The sequence below is a fragment of the Trueperella abortisuis genome (assembly GCF_030811095.1).
Taxonomy (GTDB): Bacteria; Actinomycetota; Actinomycetes; order Actinomycetales; family Actinomycetaceae; genus Trueperella; species Trueperella abortisuis.
Window position 1 is genome coordinate 26,902 of the sequence record NZ_JAUSQL010000001.1, and the last position, 17,956, is coordinate 44,857.

The following is a 17,956-nucleotide window of genomic DNA, read 5'->3' on the forward strand; positions in this document are numbered from 1 at the left end:
CGTCTGCGATCGCCTAGTCCTCGACCCACGCCATGACGTTGACCGGCGCCGAGTCCACCTCCGCCACGCGCAGCGGGCCGAGGGTGACGCACCTAATCTTCTTGTCTCCCAACGCCTGGAGGGCCATGTCCTCGATCGCGCAGATGACGTGGTCGGTGTAGTTGCCCAGGAGCCAGTGGTGCGCCTCGGGGCCGTAGTCGTTCGTCGGGGACGCGACCGACAGCCAGTCCATCCCCAGGCAGTCGAGCTTCGGGAACTCCTCGTTGAGCCACTTGCACAGGTCGGGGTGCAGCGAGACGCCACGGTTCGTGTACGTGTCGGGGTCCGTGTGCTTGAGCTCCTCGAAACCGGTGCGGATGAGGAGAAGACGCTTGTCCGCGAGCTCGTCCGCGTAAGGTTCGAGGTCCTCCTTCATCACGACCTCCGCTGGGCCGTTTCGGTGCGGCAGGTCGACCACGAGCACCTCGTGGCCCTCGTAGGCGAACTTTTCGATGGGTAGGTCCGCGAAGTTCGTACCCGTCGAGTTGAAGTGGTGTGGGCCGTCCATGTGGGTGGCAAAGTGGTTGGGCAGGTGCATCATGTAGGAGTTGAAGGGCTTTCCCTCCTCGCTGCGAACCGAGTCCGGCTCGACGGTGAGGACGGGTTCGCCGGGGAACGCTCCGTCGTTGGGATTCAGCACGTGTGACAAATGAATGAACATCGTTGTTCTCCGCTTTCGTCGATTCGGTGAATACGGCGAGTCTATAATTCTCAGACCTCAGAGGTCAAGGGTTTTTCTGCGCCTTGACAGCTCTTCCCGGGCGGGGCGCATTGTGTGGTGGCGTGGGCAGACGAGGCTACATCCCCACCATCTTCTCGTTGGCCTGCACGGTCCACTCGGCGTGGATGCCGGGCAGGTATTTGGAGAAGTGGAGGCGCAACCTCATGCCCTTCGTGGTGAAGTAAGCCAGGATCCCCAGCACCGTGATGAGGTTGAGACCGCCGCCCACCAACAGCGTGGAGCGCGGCCCGAAGGCGTCGCCGAGCCAGCCGACGATCGGCGCGCCCAGCGGCGTTCCCCCCAGGAAGATCGCCATGTAGATCGCCATCACTCGCCCCCGGAACAGCGGGTCGGAGCTCATTTGGACGGCAGCATTCGCGCTGGTCATCACGGTCAGCGCGAAGAAACCGGCGGGCACCAGCAAGATCGAGTACGCCAGGTAGCTCGGCGTGAATGCCAGCCCGATCGTCGCCACAGAAAACGCCATGAGCGAGATGAGGATCGTGCGCAGGCGCGGGTGCTGCCGCCGCGCCGCCATCAGCGCCCCCGCGAGCGTGCCGATCGCCATGATCGTGCCCAACAGCCCATACTCGCCCGAGCCCTTACCGAAAACCTCGGTGGCCATCGTCGCGTTGTAAATCTGGAAGTTCATACCAAACGTGCCCAGCATAAACACGATGACCAGCAGCACGATGATGTCCGGCTTCGACTTCACGTAGCGGAAACCGCCCCGGATGGCGCCCTTCTTCTCCGCACGCGGGGAAGGGTGCAACTCGGAGGTCTTCATCGCGATCAGCGCCCAGAACATGCCCACGAACGACAGGGCGTTGATGAGGAGCGCCGGGGCGACGTCGTCGTTGAAGGCGGCGATCAAGAAACCCGCCAGTCCCGGGCCGATGAGGCGAGCGGCGTTAAACGACGTCGAGTTGAGCCCAACCGCGTTCGCGAGCCGATCCTGCGAGACGATCTCCGGGACGAAAGCCTGGCGGGCGGGGTTGTCGAAGGCCACCACAAGGCCCTGCATGAACGCGAGCGCATAGATGTGCCAGAGCTGCACGACGCCCGTGTACACCACCAGCCACATCGCCACCGCGTTCAGCATGAGCAGAAGCTGGGTGACCATGAGGACCTTGCGCTTGTCCAACCGATCCACGATGCCGCCCGCGTAGGGGGCGAGGAACGGAATCGCGAGGAACTGCAACGCCGTGACGAAGCCGAGGGCGGAGGAAGAGCCGGCCGTCAGTTCCGTCAGTACCAGCCAATCCTGGGCGACTCGGAAGATCCACGTGCCGACATTCGACACCAGCGCCCCGGCAAAAAAGTACCTGTAATTCCTGACCTCAAACGACTCAAACGTGCGCGACATGCACCATCTCCTTAAAGGACAAGGTTAATGAACCCCTGCGGGGATGTCTATCGCACGCGTCACCCGCACTTCGCCGCCCTGACACCGAGCCCGCCGAGCCGGGCTGCCCGCGCCGTCTCGGCCCGGACCCCTCCCCGGCCCGGGCTACTCCCCGCCGAAGTTCGCGAAGCGCGTGTAGTTGCCCTGGAAGGCGAGCTCGACCTTCGCGGTCGGGCCGGAGCGGTTCTTACCCACGATCACCTCGGCGGGCGGGGTGTTAAGCGAACCGTCCTCGGCCTGGGGGCGGTTGATGAGCAGGACGACGTCGGCGTCCTGCTCGAGCGATCCGGACTCGCGCAGGTCGGAGACTTGCGGGGTCTTGTCGTTGCGCTGCTCGGGATTTCGGTTGAGCTGGGCGATGGCGATGATGGGGACGTCGAGCTCCTTGGCGAGCAGCTTGATGGAGCGGGAGAACTCGGAGACCTCCTGCTGGCGGGACTCGGGAGTGCGCCCGCCGGACGTCAGTAGCTGGAGGTAATCGATGACGACGAGCTCCACCCCGTGCTGCTGGCGCATCCGGCGCGCCTTGGCGCGGATCTCCATCATGGTGAGGTTGGGCGAGTCGTCCACGTAGAGCGGGCCCTCCGCGATCCGGGCGAGCGTGGTGGAGATGCGCTCCCACTGGTTCTGCCGAATGTCGCCGGAGATGAGCGCGGATAGCGGGATCTCACCCTCGGCGGCGAGCACACGCATGGCAAGCTCGGTTCGCCCCATCTCGAGGGAGAAGAAGGCAACCGGCTTGTTCTCACGGAAGGCGATGTGCCGGCAAAAATCCATGGCGATGGTGGTCTTGCCCATGCCCGGTCGGGCGGCCACGATGATCATCTGGCCCGGTCGCAGGCCGTTGAGGACGCCGTCAAGCTCGTGGAATCCGGTGGCTAGCCCGGACACCTTCCCGTCGCGGCTCGCGTTGGTCTCCAACTCTTCGATGAGCCCGGGCACGATCTCGCGGAACGCGGTGTAGTCGGACTTCGTGCGCGACTCCGTCATCTGGAAGACCTCGGACTGGGCCATGTTGACCAGCTCGACGACGTCGGCGCCGTCCGTCGTATAGCCCAGCTGGGTGATGCGCGTGCCAACCTCGATCAGGGCGCGGAGCTGGGCCTGCTCGTGGACGATGCGGGCGTAGTAGGAGGTGTTCGCGGCGGTGGGCACGCCGTTGACGAGGTCGAAGATGTAGGTGCGCCCGCCGACACGCTCGAGTTCGCCGCGCCGGGAGATCTCCGCGGCCACCGTGATGGCGTCGGCCGGCTCGCCCTTGCTGAACAGGTCGAGGATGGCGTCATAGATGGCGGTGTGCGCGGGGCGATAGAAGTCGCCTCCCTGCAGGATTTCGAGGACGTCCGCGATCGCGTCCTTGTTAATCATCATTCCACCCAGCACCGATCGCTCCGCCTCGATGTCCTGCGGCGGCACGCGGTCAAACCCAGCCTCGCCCACGGTCCCTCCTTCACTCTCTGTTAGACCTTACCTGCCGCGGGCGGCTCGCGCGTAACCCTTGCACGTGCGCTCGGTTGCGGGGCGCACGTGTTCTCGCTCGCACGCCGACGCCGGCCACGCGCGCACGTCCAAATCGGGCTGCGCGATCGCGCCTCATCGGGCTGGTTCGCCGCCGCGCCTCCGGTTGCGTTGTCAAATCGCGGCCGAGCACCGAGCCGCACGTTGTCCACAGGTTTCGAGAAATCCTGTGGCTTGTTGAAGAAATTCGGTGGATACTCGCGGGGTGTCTGTGGAGGGAGCGGGGAGAACCACCCCATGTTATCCACACCGTTACACACATTCGCTGAGAACTGTGGACAGCCGGGCGGTTTTCGGCGAGATTTCCTCAACAGATCTGTCCACAGCCGTGGATAAGCGCTCTGAGTGTCGACAGGTTTTTCCGTTGCCCTTGTCGCGATACTTGAAGGACACACCGGGGGCGTGGGCCGAGCGCGTCTCGCGAGCGCACCCCGGGCTAAGCTCCCCAGACCTGCGGTATTCTTGAAAGACAAGTAGGGAGGAATCATGGTCAGCTTCTATTCCGACAACACGACCGGCTCGGCGTGGGTTTCCTCGACGAGGCGTTTCTCGCTACCCCACCGGACCGAGAGCCTCGAATCGCCCTTCCTCGCCGGCGACTACGCCAAGGCCGACAGGCGCCGCAAGAAGCGTGACAAGCGCCGGGCACGGGAGATGACCAAGCGCGCCCCACGATCCTTCAGCGAAGCCCCGCGCAAGGAGGCGCGCCCACTCCAGTCTCAGCCGACTCGCGCCATGCGCTCCCCCTTGGGGCAGCCGGCGGCGCAGACCGGGCAGCGTCCGCCCATGCCCCAGGCCCGGCAACCCCAGGCCCCGCTACCCCAGGCCCGGCAACCCCAGGCCCCCGTGACGGGGATGACGGTGGGCCGGCTCCACGGCGTCACAATAGCCCCGCAGACCTCCTTCTTCGACCGCATGTCGCGCACCGTGCAGAACTTCTCCAACTCCCGGCTCACCTCCCTCACGAAGAAATCCTTCCCCGCAAGCTCCGGCTTCGCGCTCGACAAAGTGGAGCTCACCAAGCAGGAATACGAGGCGTGGATCGCCGGTGACCCGACGGCGAACGCGAACGTCGTCGTCGACGGCGCACCCGGCACCCGACCCGAAGCCTACTAAGAGCCGCCCCGACCCGTGAGCATCGACCGCGAGATCCGCCAACTCGCCCTGCCGTCCCTCGCCACGCTGCTGGCCGAGCCCGTGCTCGTCGCCGTGGATACCACGATGATCGGGCGGCTGGGCGCGAACCCGCTCGCCGGGCTGTCGCTCGCCTCCACCGTGCTGACCACGCTCGTGGGGGTGTGCATCTTCCTGTCCTACGCGACGACGGCGGCCACCGCTCGTTTCGTCGGCGCGGGCAGACCGGACCGCGGCCTGCGCCAAGGGCTGGACGGGATGTGGCTCGGCATCGGTCTGGGATTCACGCTCGGGGTTCTGCTCGCCGCATTCGCCCCCGCCATACTCAGCTGGTTCGGCCCGGAGCCGGCGGTCCTCGACCAGGCGGTCGCCTACGCTCGCGCCTCCGCCTTCGGCCTGCCGGGGATGCTGCTCGTGCTCGCCGCCAACGGCACGCTACGCGGCTTCGCCGACACCCGCACGCCACTCATCGCGGCGAGCGCCGGCGCCTTGGCGAACATCCCCCTTAACGCCGCGCTCATCTACGGCGCCGGCCTCGGAGTGGCCGGCGCCGGGCTCGGCACCGCCATCGCCCAAACCCTCATGGGCCTCTATCTGGCGTGGGTGGTCCGCCAGCTAGCCGCCACGCACGCCGTCTCCCTCGCCCCGAACGGCGTGGGCGTGCTCCGGGCCGTCCGCGACGCCGTCCCCCTCATCGTCCGCACGCTCTCCCTGCGAGGCGCGATCCTCCTCCAGATCGCCGCCGCCACCGGGCTTGGAACGGTGGCGCTGGCCGCGAACCAGATCGTCATGACGATGTGGAACTTCGCCGCCTACGGCCTGGACGCGCTTGCCACCGCGGCGCAGATCCTCGTTGGCCAGGGCCTGGGCTCGGGCAACCGCAAGCGCGTGCGCACCATCCTTTCCCGCTGTCTGGCCTACGGGGTGAAGGTCGGAGCGGGCCTCGGACTCCTACTCGCCGGCCTGTCCTTCCTCATCCCACGCCTGATGAGCGTGGATCCGGACGTGGCGTGGCTGGCCACGCAGACGATGTGGGTCACCTCGGTGGCCCTGCCGATCGCGGCGGTGGCCTACATGCTCGACGGCGTGCTCATCGGCGCGGGCGACACCCGCGCCCTCGCCGGCTACATGCTTCTCGCGCTGGCCACCTTCGCCCCGCTTGCCCTGCTCCTCGCCGGCCCGGGCCGTCACCTTGGCGCGGTCGGGATGGCGGCGCTGTGGTGCGCCTACGCGATCGTGTTCATGGCGGTGCGCGGCGGGACGATGCTGTGGCGGGTACGCACCGACACCTGGATGCACCTCGACTAGACTCGGCCGCCACCTGCGCGAATACCCACCCCTGGTATGACGACGTCGCCGCCACCTCCACCCGTGGGAGGATGGCCAGCCAATTTAGGCTCGCCGAAAGCGTTCGAAAATGGGAGCACACATCACCGTCCGAAAGGTACACCTATGAGAAGAGCGAAACGGCTGATCGTGGGCAGTGTTGCCACCGCCAGCCTCATCCTTTCCCCCACCCTCGCACTCGCGACCACCGCCGGCAACGACGCCGCAATCCCCGCCGGCAACGACGCCGCAGCCCCGACCACCGAGACGCAAGCCGGCTCCGACGTCGTCGTCCTCGACCTGTACAACCTCACCGACATCCACGGCCACATCGAGCAGGTCACCTCCAAGGACAAGCAGGGCAACGTCAAGGTCACCGAGGCGGGCCTGTCCGCCATGTCCTGTTATGTCAAGCGTGCCAAGACGCAGAATCCAAACTCGCAGCTCCTCCTGCTCGGCGACAACATCGGCGCCTCGCCGTTCACCTCCGGCTCTCAGCACGATAACCCCACCATCAAGGCCCTCAACCAGATGGGCGTCTTCGCCTCGACGATCGGCAACCACGAATTCGACAAGGGCCAGGACGTCCTGCGTGCCCGCTTCACCGGCGGCGTCGTCGACGGCGTCACCTACGAAAAGGTCGGTTTTCCCTACCTCGGCGCCAACGTTCACGGCCTGACGGGCCTGGGTAGCTACGAGGTGTGGACCTCACCGTCCGGCGTCAAGGTCGCATTCATCGGCGCGATTGAGGACGACGCCGACACGAAGGTCTTCCCCGGCACCTTCGCCGGCATGACCTTCTCCAAGCCCGTCCCCGTCATCAACGACCTCGCCAAGCAGATCAAGACCAAGGGTGAGGCCGACGTCGTCATCGCCATGTACGACAACGACGTCGAGCGCTCCTACCCCAAGATGGGCGAATACGTGGACGGCATCATGGGCGGCGACACCCACAAGCCGTACTACTTCACGAAGGTTGCCACCGAGTCCGGTCACGTGCTGTCGGCGACAGCCTCTGGCTCCTTCACCGACAACCTATCCAACCTGCAGATCACGTACGACAAGAAGACGGGTAAGGTCATCGACTCGCAGGCCGTCCAGATTAGCGCCGCCGAGGTCGCCACCTGCGGCGATGACCCGGCCGTCAAGGCCGTCGTCGACGAGGCGAAGGCCGCAGCGAACGAGGCAGGCTCGAAGGTGATCGCCGACGGTGCCGGTAATTTCTCCCGCGGCTACCAGAAGACCATCAAAGGCGAGGCGGTCACCCGCGGCGAGAATCGCGGCACCGAATCCACCATCGGAGGCCTCATTGCCGACGCCATGCACGAAACCTTCACCACCCTCGAGGGCACGCCGATCGACATCGGCATCATCAACGCCGGCGGAATCCGCGCCGACCTCTTGCCCAAAGATGGCAAGGTCACCGTGGCCGACGTGTTTAAGGTCCAGCCGTTCTCAAACGAGGTCGGCTACGTGAAGATGACCGGCGCCCAGTTCAAGACCCTGCTCGAGCAGCAGTGGAAGGAACTCGGCAAGGACTCGAGCCGGCCGATGCTCAAGCTCGGCCTGTCGAAGAACGTCTCCTACACCTTCGACCCGACCAAGCCGAGGGGTGAGCGCGTCACCTCCATCCTGATCGACGGCAAGCCGATCGACCCGGCCGCGACCTACTCGGTCGCCTCGGTCACCTTCCTCCTCTCCGGCGGCGACTCCTTCGACGTGCTCAAGGATCCCGCGATCGCGACGACGCTGACCACCATCCCCAACAAGCTCGATCGTGACGTTTTCGGCTCCTACCTTGAGAAGAACCCCAAGGTCCAGCCGCGCGCGGCCAAGCAGTCGGTGGGCGTGAGCATTGCCGCCGACGTCTCCGGCAACACGGCGTCGGCGAAGGTCGCCCTCCGCGGCCTGTCCTTCTCCGGCGAGGGCGAGGCCCGTACCGACACCGTCACCGTCAAGCTCGGCGACGTCACCGCCACCGCGAAGGTCAACAACACCCTCGAGGATGCCAACGCCGCCAACGAGAACGCGATCGTCACCGCCGACGGCGTGGGCTACCTCGACACTCCCGTCTCCCTGTCCGCAACGGCGCAGTGCACGACGGCGACCACCGTTCACCTCCCGCTGACCGTCACCTCCGACACGGGCGCAGTGCTCGTCGGTGAGGCCGCGGGTCTCGGCGTCGACGTCGCCTGCACCCCTGCCGGCGGAAGCCAGGACGAGGGCGGAAGCACGGGCGGGGAGCAGCCCGGCACACAGTGCGCGGTCATGGACCGGCCCGCCACGCCCCCGCGCGCCACGCCCCCGCACGCCACGGGCAAGCTCGGTGAGGCGACGGGTGACTCCTTCGCCGATCTCTGGTTCGTCGACGGCTCCGGCACGGTTCATTTCTATGCCGGCAACAGTGAGGGCTTCTACCGCCGCGGCGTCGTCATGTGCGGCCCCACGGACATCGTGGATCTTGCCGCGATGCCGGACCTGAATGGCGACGGCCGGGCCGACGTGCTCGCCCGCTATGCGAACGGGGATGCGTACTACATGTACTCCAGTGGGGAGGGCTTCCTGACCAAGGGCGTCAAGGCTGGCCATGGCTGGGCCGGCATGGACAACGTCTCCTACGCTGGCAAACTCGGTTCCTCCGGTGACACGTACGTGGTGGCTCGGCAGGTCGCCACCGGCGACCTCTACCGCTACACCGTGAGCCGCTCCGGCCTGCATAGCGGCGTGAAGATCGGCCACGGCTGGGGCTCGATGCGGTTCGTTCTGGCCCCCGGACAGTTCACCGGCTCCGCACTGGGCGACCTCGTCGCTATCCGTGACGACGGCGCGATGTTCGCCTACGCCGGCGCGACGGACGGCCGGGTGTACAGCGTGGGACAGATCGGCCATGGCTGGCAAGCATTTACGCACGCCTCCATCCCCGGCGATATCAACGGCGACGGCACGTTTGATCTCGTCGCTGTTCGCAACGACGGCGCGATGTTCAGCTACTCCAACAAGGGCAACGGCTGGTGGGGTCCGGCAAAGCAGGTTGGGCACGGCTGGAGTCGCATCGGTGCCATCAGCTAGCGGACTAGTTTTCTAGCTCATCCTCCCCGATTGGGCCCCTGCCGGACGTGCTGACCGGTAGGGGCCCGACACTTCACTTGAACATACCGGCCACCGATCGCTATACGGGGCCGGTAAGCCTCAGATTCCGGAGTTGTGTCGGGTAGCGTGAGACCGGCTCACAGGCGCCGCTCGCTGACGCCGGGGATCTGCGCCGGGCGGTCGTCGTGAGAAATGAGGATGGTGATCCAGTCGGCGCGGCTTTCCTCAATCTCCGCCATGACGTGCGCCGCGGCCTCCGGTGACAGGCCGTTGAAGGGTTCATCGAGGACGCGCACGCCCCCGGTCCGGCGCAGGTGCCGCAACCAGGCGACGACGTGCCTCTCCCCACCGGACAGGCTCAGCCCGCCGGGCCCGAGCTCCTGGTCCACGAGGTACCCCATCCTGGCGTCGGTGAGCCCGCCGCGGGCTGCCATGTCGAGATCCGGCCGATCCAAGGTGATGTTCTCGGTGACTTTCCCGGACAGAATTGACGGGACTTGCGGCATAAGGAACACCTGCCCAGGTGCGAGTGCGCCCGCAGCGCCGTCGACGAGGATCTCCCCATCGAGCTCCTCACCGAGCCCGATGAGCGCGCGCACAAAGCTCGTCTTACCGATCCCGACATCACCACGTAGCCACAGGACATCCCCACGCGCGAGGCTCGCAGACACCGGCGCGGTCCTCCGGCCGTTGGGCAGGAGCGTGGAGACATTGCGTAACTCGAGCGTCTGGACGTTCACGCCTACGTCGTCGGTCACGTGCTCCGTCGGAGCGGTGCCGCCAGCCGGCCTGCCATCCGCCTCAACGACGAGCCAGCCGAGCCGCCGCGTTACGATCTCGCGAGCACGCTAAGAAACGATCGCGGTGGTGACGCTCTTCACCGCCGCCTGCACCGGGGCGACGAGCACTGCGGCACCTACGACGCTACCCGCGTCCATGCGCCCGTGCGCCGCCAGAACGGCTCCACCCCCGAGGACGATCGTGGCCCCGAGGAGCGGCCCTGTGGTGGCGATCTGCCGCTGCATGGCCCACGCCCGGAAGACCCGCCTGGCCGGCCCAGCAGCGAAGACACTCCAGCTGCTACGAACCCGCGCGGCGCCTCGCCGGGCGCGCCCTCGCGCCCAATACAGGTCATGGGCCTCGGCAACCTCTTGGATCATGGCAGTGCGGGCCATCGTTTGCCGACGCAGAGCGTCGTCGGCCGCAGAACCGCTCTCGTTGACGACGGCGGTGAACACGATGGGAAGCACAACCGCAAGAGCAACGAGCAAGAGTGAAAATGGGCTCCAGGATCCCGCAACCGCAGCCGCCCAGATTCCGATCACGACGGCGACGGGGGCAGCGATGACGTCGAGGGTATCAAGGCGGTAGCGGACAAGGTCGATCATAAGTCGATCAGGCACTTGCCCGGTGCGCAAAAGCGCGGCGCGTGCCGGTTGCAGGTGAAGGTAGCGATCCAAAAGCGCTAGCTCGTGATCGTAAGTATCGGCCAACAGGATCCGATTGCGAACAAGGAGGGCGGCGGGTTCAAGGAGTGCCGCGGCGAGGATGACAGGCACCGCCGAGAGGACCTGCGCGCCAGTGAGCGTGCGGCTGAGCGCATGCTCAATGAGGGAGGCAGTCGTCGTCGCGAGGAATACCTGGATGCCCCGCGAGAGCAGTTCGTAGACTCCCTGCAGGACACTGGAACGCCACATGGTGCGCCAGTAGTCGCGGCGCAGGATATTGCGGGCTACTGGAAGCATCGGACTGTCCGTCTCGAGCTCCGTGAGCGCCGTTACTGGCGCGCCCGAGGCGCTATCCATGGTGCTCATCGGCCCTCCTCCGGTCGCGCGACACGAAGCTCGGGCGCAGCCCAGAACGCACCAAAGTGGGGAGTGTGCGCAACGACAAGAACCGCGTCGTCCAACCGTGTCAGGAGGCCGGCAAGCCGCCGCGCGGCCTCAGCGGACAGGTGGGCGTCCGGTTCGTCAAGAAGAAGAACTCCCTGGGATGAACCGATAGCTTCAGCGATGAGAACAGTCTTGCGCTGCCCACCAGACAAGTCCGCAATCGGCACGTCGACGATTCGTGCGGCCTCCTCACCTCCAAGGATCTCGGCGAGGGCGGTGTGAGCACGCTCAGCGTCCCCTCCGGTTGCGGCTACGTCGTCGAAGAGCTCGGCAGGGGTGAGCGTGAGCAACGGGTCGTGCTGCGGAAGGTACCCGGCTCGCAGCCCGTCCGCTGGCAACACCGAGGCGACGATGCCATCCGCGTCGGCGAGGCCGACGACGCCGCGTAACATGAGCGACTTGCCGGCCCCGTTGGGTCCGACCACGCGCAAATCCTCCCCAACGCCAAGGCGTAGCACGGGGACTCGGGAACGGACCTTCCCACCGGCGCGAACGGTAAAGCCATGCAGGAGGAGGGCGTTTTCGGAGGTCTCGAGGGGACGCAGCGGTGCGGGACGGAGGAGTCTTGCGAGACGTGCTTCTTTTCGTCGATTGACCCAGATATCGGTCAGGGAGTCCGCGCCTGAGCCCACGAGTCCGAAGAAAGAACGCAGGACGATGACCGCTCCGGCCGCCTCGGTAAACGGGATGCGCTCAGTGGAGACGAGCCAGAGCACGAGGAGCAGCGAGCCGTACAAAGCGGTCACCTGGACGAGGTTGGACAGACCCCATTGGGCGGCGCCGCTCGCCTCGGCCAGGGTACCTATGCGCAGGTGGAGGTCGTCTAGGCGGCGGACACGGGCGCGAACGTATGCCTGGAGTCGCTCGGTGTGAACGAGATCGAGGCTGTCGCGAGCCTGGAAATACTCCGAGTCAATGGCGGCCTCGATGTCGGTAGTATCCTCGTAAGCGCGCTCAGCCCACCGTTTCACCGCCCACGCAGGGATGACGGTGGCCAGGGAACCCGCGACGGCCCAAGCGAGTGCCCAAGGGCTGATCCTAGCGACCCAGATTAGCGAAACGATCATCACGACGCCGGTGACGGCCAGCTGCGGGACTGTCTGAACGCGCATCGTCACGATATCAGTGAGATCATCGACAAGGCGTTCTTTAATGGTTCCAGCCGGGGGCGTGCGCACAAGGGCTAAGACTCGTTCCGTCGCCTCCGTCTGAGCACGGACCAGGACCTCTTGTCGGTTACGCTCAGCGCGTGCTTGTACGAGGACGCACAAGACAAGGCTCACTAAGACGATAACAAGCGTGACCGCGAGTAATACCCACGATCCAGAAGTGTTGTGGTTCTGGGCGACAGCGACAAGCCGGTCGGACAGCACCGCCAGGATGAGCGGCGTACCCATGGAGAGCACAGCGAGAGCAGCCGCCGCGAGGCTAGAGGCCCGAAGCGTTGAATGAGAACTGTCGAAAACCATGGAAGTAAGCTCGGACCTCTTTGACACAAATGCAACACTAATCCCACGGATGTCACATCAAAACTCGGGAAAAGCTACGTCTGGAGGATTAACGCATCAGGAGTGAGTCAGCGGGCGCCGGGTAACCCAGTCAAAGGCCGCCGGGTAGCCGAATCAACGGCTACCCGACGGCCTGTCGAGGAGCAGAACCTACTCGCCGACCACGTTGATCTTCACGTTGGCCACGATCTCATCGCCCAACTTGATCGAGCCGGTGTACTCGCCGACCGACTTGATGGCGGAGATCAGGTGGACCTGGCGACGATCGACCGTCTTGCCGGTCACGGCGGCAGCAGCTGCAGCCACGTCCGCGGTGGTGACGGCACCGAAGAGGCGGCCGTTCTCGCCCGCAGTCTTCGCGATCTGCAGCGTCGTGGCCTCGAGGGCGTCGCGTGATTCGCGCGCCGACTCGAGATCCTCGGTGACGCGGCGACGGCGGGCCTCGTTGATCTGATCGATCTGGCGCTGCGCCCCCTTCGTCCACGCCGTGGCGTAGCCGCGCGGGATCAGGTAGTTACGGCCGTAGCCGTCCTTGACGGTGACGACGTCGCCCGGCTGGCCGAGCTTTTCAACTTCGTGAGTCAGGATGATCTTCATTTATTTTCCCCTTCCTCAGCGGTTCGAGCTAGAGAACGGAAGAAGAGCCATCTCGCGGGCGTTCTTGACGGCGCGGGCGATCTGGCGCTGCTCCTGGGTGGAAACACCGGTGACGCGGCGCGCGCGGATCTTCCCACGGTCGGAGATGAACTTGCGAAGCGTGGCGGTGTCCTTGTAATCGACGTGCTCGATCTTCGCGGCCTTCAGCGGGTTTGACTTCTTCTTGGGCTTACGCAAAACAGGCTTTGCGACCATGATTGAATTCCTCTTTATCTGTGAACATTACGGCGCGCCCGTGCTGGCCGGGCTTGGCCGATTAACAATGGTGGATCAGAACGGCGGGTTGTCGTCGAACGCCGATCCGCTTGGCGCCTGCGACCACGGGTCTTGGCCCGAGCCGCCCTGCGGCGCGTTGTAGGATGCTTGACCTCGCTGCTGGTTGTAGCCCTTGTTGTAGCCGCCCTGGTTGTAGCCACCCTGCCCGCCGGAGCGGTTGATCTTGGTGACCTGCGCCGTGGCGTAGCGGAGAGAAGGTCCGACCTCGTCTACCTGCATCTCCACGGACGTGCCCTGCGAGCCGTCCTGACGCTGGTAGTTGCGGATCTGGAGCCTGCCCTGAACGAGCACTCGCATGCCCTTCGAGAGGGACTCGGTGACGTTCTCTGCGTAATCGCGCCACACCGAGCAACGGATGAAGAGGGCTTCGCCGTCTTCCCATTCGTTGGTGTTGCGGTTAAAGGTACGCGGGGTCGAAGCGACCGTGAAGGAAGCGACTGGCGTACCCGAGCCAACATACTTGAGTTCCGGATCTGCAGTGAGATTCCCGACGACGGTAATGATCGGTTCGCCTGCCATGTCTCTACCTCTTCTTACTCGGCTGCCGCCGTGGCCTTGGGCTCGTAGCGGAGCAGCTTGGTGCGCATCACGGTTTCGTTCAGGCCCAGCTGGCGATCGAGTTCCTTAGCCGTATCCGGCTTCGCCGTCATGTACACGACGACGTAGATGCCTTCGGTCTTCTTGTTAATCTCATAGGCGAGGCGACGCTTGCCCATGATGTCCACATTATCGAGGGATCCGCCCTCAGCCGGGACGACGGACAGCATCTTGTCCAGCGTGGGCTGGAGGTTGCGCTCGTCCGCTTCCGGATCCAGGATGATCATCATCTCGTACTGACGCATGTGTACCCACCTCCTTTGGTCTCAACGGTCACGGTCCTTCCGTGACAGGAGGGTTCATGCGCTGTCATAGACAGACACCGAACCATTGTAGCCGATCGATTCGCTCTCACCACTGCGCAATTGGCCACACGTTGACGACGCGCGGGCGCTACCGCCCGCCATTCGCGCGCTCACCCCCGGGGGAATCACCCCCGGGTGCGGGGGTCGTTCCCATGCTGGGATCCGAGGTCGGCTCCTGCGAGGGGGAAGGCTCCACCTCCGGTTTGTCTGTGGCGGGTTCGTCCTTCTTGGGCTCCTCCGTAACCGACGGTTCTTCGCTTGGCGTCTCCTCCGTTGGCTCCTGCGTGGGTTCCGGAGCCGGGATGTTGCGCGGCGCCCTCTTGTTGACGAGCTGTTCGGCGCTGGGGAAGCTCTCAACCGCCATGTCCGCGGTGGCGCTGACCATGTAGTCGTGCCAGACCTGGGCCGGGAAGTTACCGCCGGCAACCTGGTAGACCCCGCCGAAGGGTTCGAGCACGGCCTCCGAGCCGTCCTCACCCACGGCGTACATGTTGACCACCGTGACCATCTGCGGGATGAATGCGGCGAACCACGCGGACTTCGGGCCGGTGGATGTGCCGGTCTTCCCGGCGGCCTCCCGATCCGGCAGGGCCGCGTCTTCGGCGGTCCCTCCGGGCTCAAGGGTGTTTTTCAGGACGTAGGTGGACAGCCGAGCCGTTTCCTCGCTAATGACGCGTTCGCTCGTGGTCTTGCCGGTGTAGACCCGGTTCTCGCCCTGGTAGACCTCCCGCACGATGTGCGGGGTCGTCTTCTCGCCGTGGTTGGCGATCGCCGTGAAGGCCGTGGCCATATCCACCGCCCGCGGGGAGGCGGAGCCGAGCACGTTGCCGACTCCGGCGTCGAGCCCTGGCGTGTCCTGCGGCAGGCCGAGACGCACCGCCATGTCGCGGGTCTTCGCCGGGCCGATCTCCTCGTTCAATGCGATGAACCCGGTGTTGAGCGACTTCCCCGTCAGCTGGGTGAGCGGCACGTTGTAGTAGCTACGCCCGTCCACGTTGGTGAACACGAGGTCTTCCCCGCCGGGGTTAGCGATCCTGTAGGTGGCCGGCGAGTCGTAACGTTCGTGCGGGGAAATACCCGCGTCCATCGCGGCGACGACGCCGAAGGTCTTGAAGGTCGATCCTGCCTGGGCGCGATCTTGCAGCGCCGAGTTCCGCTGACGCTCGAGGTAATCCTTGCCGCCGTACATCGCGTAGATCTCGCCGTTGCGCGGATCGACGGACAGCAGGCCCACATAGTAGTTCTCCGGCTTGTCCTTGGGTAGATTCGCCACCGCGTCCACGGCTGCCTTCTGCTTGGCCGGGTCGATCGTGGAGACGATGCGATAGCCCCTGGTGGCAAGATCCTCCTCCGTGAAGCCGTTGTCCAACAGCTCATTGTGCACGGCGGCCAGTAGGTAGCCGTCCGTGCCGGCGAAGGCGTTGTCCTGACTTGGCGGGAGCACCTGCGGGAATGACGCCGCATCCGCCTGCGCCTGCGATATCCACCCTTCGTCAACCATGCGGGAGATGACGCGCTCGAAGCGTTGTTCGGCGCGTTCGGGGCTGACGGCGGGATCCCACGCGGAGGGGGCTGGGATGATGCCGGCCAGCGTGGCGGACTGCGATAGCGTCAGCTCTTTGGCGGAGACGCCAAAGTAGGCCTTGGCCGCCGCCTCGATACCGTACGTGCCGCGCCCGAAGTAGATGGTGTTGAGGTAGTTTTCGAGGATTGTCTCCTTCGATTGCTCGCTGTCGATCTTCAGCGCGAGGATCGCTTCCTTGAGCTTGCCGAACAGCGAGGTGGTGGTGCCGGTGTAGTAGCGCTCCACGTACTGCTGGGTGAGGGTGGAGCCGCCCTGGGTGGGCTTGCCCTGGACGTTGTTCCACAGGGCGCGCGCGATGCCCCGCAGATCCACGCCCGAGTTCTCATAGAAGGAGGAATCCTCCGAGGCGATGACGGCGTGCTGAAGGTCAACCGAGATGTCCGCCAGCGCAACCGAGGAGCGGTTCAGTTCGGAAAAAGAGCCGAGTTCCGTGGTGCCATCCGAATAGTAAACCTTCGTGGCCTGGGCGAGCGCGAAGTCGTCCGCCTCCGGGATGTCGGTGGTGGCCCACAGCCCCACGAGTCCGCCGATCCCCACCGCGACGAGCGTGAGGAACGTTCCGAGGAAGAATCGCCAGGACGGAATCCAGCGGCGGACGGGGCCGAGTCCCGCGCGCGGATAGCCGCGCCCCTTCGCCTTCGTCTTCTTTTTTCCAGCCATGGCTACCTTTCAGTTCTTCGCGCGCGCCCCGCGCGCTTCATTCTCCGCCTCCGCTCCTTGGCAGCGGGGACGGCGTACGCGCCCTGTTTCTCTTTTCGCACGATGTGTTGCTCGGAGATGAGGTAGGCATCGAGCCAGCGTGCGCGTGGATCGGAGTCTACTAGCAGCGCCTTAAAGAACAATGTGAGCGGCACCGCGAGGATGGAGCCAAGGATGCCAACCACGACCGTCCACATCACCAGCGAGATGAATGTGACCGTGGGCGAAAGCCCAACCACGTCACCCGTGAACTTGGGCTGGATGAAGGTTTGGATCGCGACGTTGATGATCGAGTACAGCACCAGCACCCACACCATCGCTTGCCAGCCCTGGTCCAGGAGCGCCATCAGCATCGGGGGCACGACGCCGATCACGAAGCCGATGTTGGGGATGTAATTGGTGATGAACGCCCAGTAGGCCCACGTCCATGCCAGAGGCACGCCCATCACCTGCAGGGCGAAGCCGTCCACCACCGCGACGATGAATCCGAAGAACGTGGAGACCACCCAGTAGGAGCGCACGCGGCGCTCGAAGTCCGCCATGGCCCGGCCGATGTTGGCGTGGCGCTGGTTGATGAGCGCCATGCGCCCGGAGGTGATGGTGGTGTCGATGGTGATGAAGAAAGCTGCCACCGCCACGATCGCGATAAGCCCGCCCACCGACGACATCCCGTCGACGAGCGACCACGCCAGGCTGATAATCGAGTTGAAGTTGATCTGGTCGAAGAAGCTCGACAGCTCCACGTTTTCAAAGCCGATCCGGGCGAGGAGCTCAGTTGCCTGTTGCGTGGTGTTTTCGAAGTTGATCGAGTAGTTCATGAGGGTCTGCGGCACGGGCGTGAGCAACAGGACCGTGATCCCCAGCAACCCGAACACGATCAGCGCCAGCACCACGATGACAACCGTGGCGGCCAACCAGGAAGGCAGGCCGCGCCTGATCATCCTCTGCCCGATCGGCCGCACCGCCAGCACGAGCGTGAGCGCCAAAAAGATCGGGGTGAAGACCGAGGAGATGGCGTGCAGCCCAATCCCGAGCACTGTCATGAGCGCGAGCACCCCGAGGATCATGAGCCCGTTCGTCTCACGGTCCTCGATGTGCGCCTGCGGCGCCGGGGCATCTTCCTCCGAGGGGAGGTCACGCGGAAGGTCATCATTCGTCATGTCTGTATCATCTCACCTTCCCCCGACACTCGCGGCGAAGGCGG

Annotated in this window: 15 protein-coding genes; 3 read left to right on the plus strand and 12 right to left on the minus strand. The window is 65.1% G+C overall.

What is annotated here, in order from left to right; translation table 11 throughout:
- Positions 1-13 precede the first annotated feature (13 nt).
- The 3 genes from J2S45_RS00115 to dnaB form a co-directional block, all read right to left on the minus strand.
- On the minus strand, positions 14-700 hold the full coding sequence (locus J2S45_RS00115) for a cyclase family protein (protein WP_307634124.1): 687 nt from the start codon (positions 698-700) through the stop codon (positions 14-16).
- Between the two features lie 136 nt (positions 701-836).
- Positions 837-2,126, minus strand: a complete 1,290-nt coding sequence (locus J2S45_RS00120; RefSeq protein WP_296931543.1) for an MFS transporter — start codon at positions 2,124-2,126, stop codon at positions 837-839.
- A 144-nt stretch (positions 2,127-2,270) separates the two neighbouring features.
- The gene (gene dnaB, locus J2S45_RS00125) at positions 2,271-3,605 is read right to left on the minus strand and encodes a replicative DNA helicase (protein WP_296931545.1); all 1,335 of its coding nucleotides are present in this window, start codon (positions 3,603-3,605) and stop codon (positions 2,271-2,273) included.
- 564 nt (positions 3,606-4,169) lie between these two features.
- Here dnaB and J2S45_RS00130 point away from each other — a divergent pair.
- The 3 genes from J2S45_RS00130 (at position 4,170) to J2S45_RS00140 (ending at position 9,212) form a co-directional block, all read left to right on the plus strand.
- Positions 4,170-4,799 (plus strand): hypothetical protein, encoded by a 630-nt coding sequence (locus tag J2S45_RS00130; RefSeq protein WP_307634125.1) that lies wholly within the window; start codon positions 4,170-4,172, stop codon positions 4,797-4,799.
- Positions 4,800-4,814: 15 nt separating this feature from the next.
- On the plus strand, positions 4,815-6,125 hold the full coding sequence (locus J2S45_RS00135; protein WP_296931548.1) for an MATE family efflux transporter: 1,311 nt from the start codon (positions 4,815-4,817) through the stop codon (positions 6,123-6,125).
- Between the two features lie 144 nt (positions 6,126-6,269).
- On the plus strand, positions 6,270-9,212 hold the full coding sequence (locus J2S45_RS00140) for a 5'-nucleotidase C-terminal domain-containing protein (RefSeq protein ID WP_296931550.1): 2,943 nt from the start codon (positions 6,270-6,272) through the stop codon (positions 9,210-9,212).
- Positions 9,213-9,370: 158 nt separating this feature from the next.
- On the opposite strand, the gene J2S45_RS00145 is transcribed toward J2S45_RS00140, so the two are convergent.
- The 9 genes from J2S45_RS00145 to J2S45_RS00185 form a co-directional block, all read right to left on the minus strand.
- Positions 9,371-9,991, minus strand: a complete 621-nt coding sequence (locus J2S45_RS00145) for an ATP-binding cassette domain-containing protein (protein WP_307634126.1) — start codon at positions 9,989-9,991, stop codon at positions 9,371-9,373.
- A gap of 90 nt (positions 9,992-10,081) precedes the next feature.
- Positions 10,082-11,047, minus strand: coding sequence for a hypothetical protein (locus J2S45_RS00150; RefSeq protein WP_307634127.1), 966 nt, complete (start codon positions 11,045-11,047; stop codon positions 10,082-10,084).
- Entirely contained in the window at positions 11,044-12,594 is a 1,551-nt protein-coding gene (locus J2S45_RS00155; RefSeq protein ID WP_307634128.1) for an ATP-binding cassette domain-containing protein, read from the minus strand. Before J2S45_RS00155 ends, J2S45_RS00150 begins: the two co-directional genes overlap by 4 nt.
- A 189-nt stretch (positions 12,595-12,783) precedes the next feature.
- Entirely contained in the window at positions 12,784-13,230 is a 447-nt protein-coding gene (gene rplI, locus J2S45_RS00160) for a 50S ribosomal protein L9 (protein ID WP_270973681.1), read from the minus strand.
- A 15-nt stretch (positions 13,231-13,245) separates the two neighbouring features.
- Complete coding sequence (gene rpsR / locus J2S45_RS00165; protein ID WP_038101734.1) at positions 13,246-13,485, minus strand: 30S ribosomal protein S18; 240 nt, start codon at positions 13,483-13,485, stop codon at positions 13,246-13,248.
- 75 nt (positions 13,486-13,560) lie between these two features.
- Positions 13,561-14,085: a single-stranded DNA-binding protein gene (locus J2S45_RS00170; protein ID WP_270973679.1), complete on the minus strand. Its 525-nt coding sequence runs from the start codon at positions 14,083-14,085 to the stop codon at positions 13,561-13,563.
- A gap of 14 nt (positions 14,086-14,099) precedes the next feature.
- Complete coding sequence (gene rpsF, locus J2S45_RS00175; RefSeq protein WP_270973678.1) at positions 14,100-14,408, minus strand: 30S ribosomal protein S6; 309 nt, start codon at positions 14,406-14,408, stop codon at positions 14,100-14,102.
- Between the two features lie 148 nt (positions 14,409-14,556).
- A complete protein-coding gene (locus J2S45_RS00180; RefSeq protein WP_307634129.1) occupies positions 14,557-16,713 on the minus strand; it encodes a transglycosylase domain-containing protein in 2,157 nt (718 codons plus the stop codon).
- A 2-nt stretch (positions 16,714-16,715) separates the two neighbouring features.
- Positions 16,716-17,912, minus strand: coding sequence for an AI-2E family transporter (locus J2S45_RS00185; RefSeq protein ID WP_296931561.1), 1,197 nt, complete (start codon positions 17,910-17,912; stop codon positions 16,716-16,718).
- Positions 17,913-17,956 lie beyond the last annotated feature (44 nt).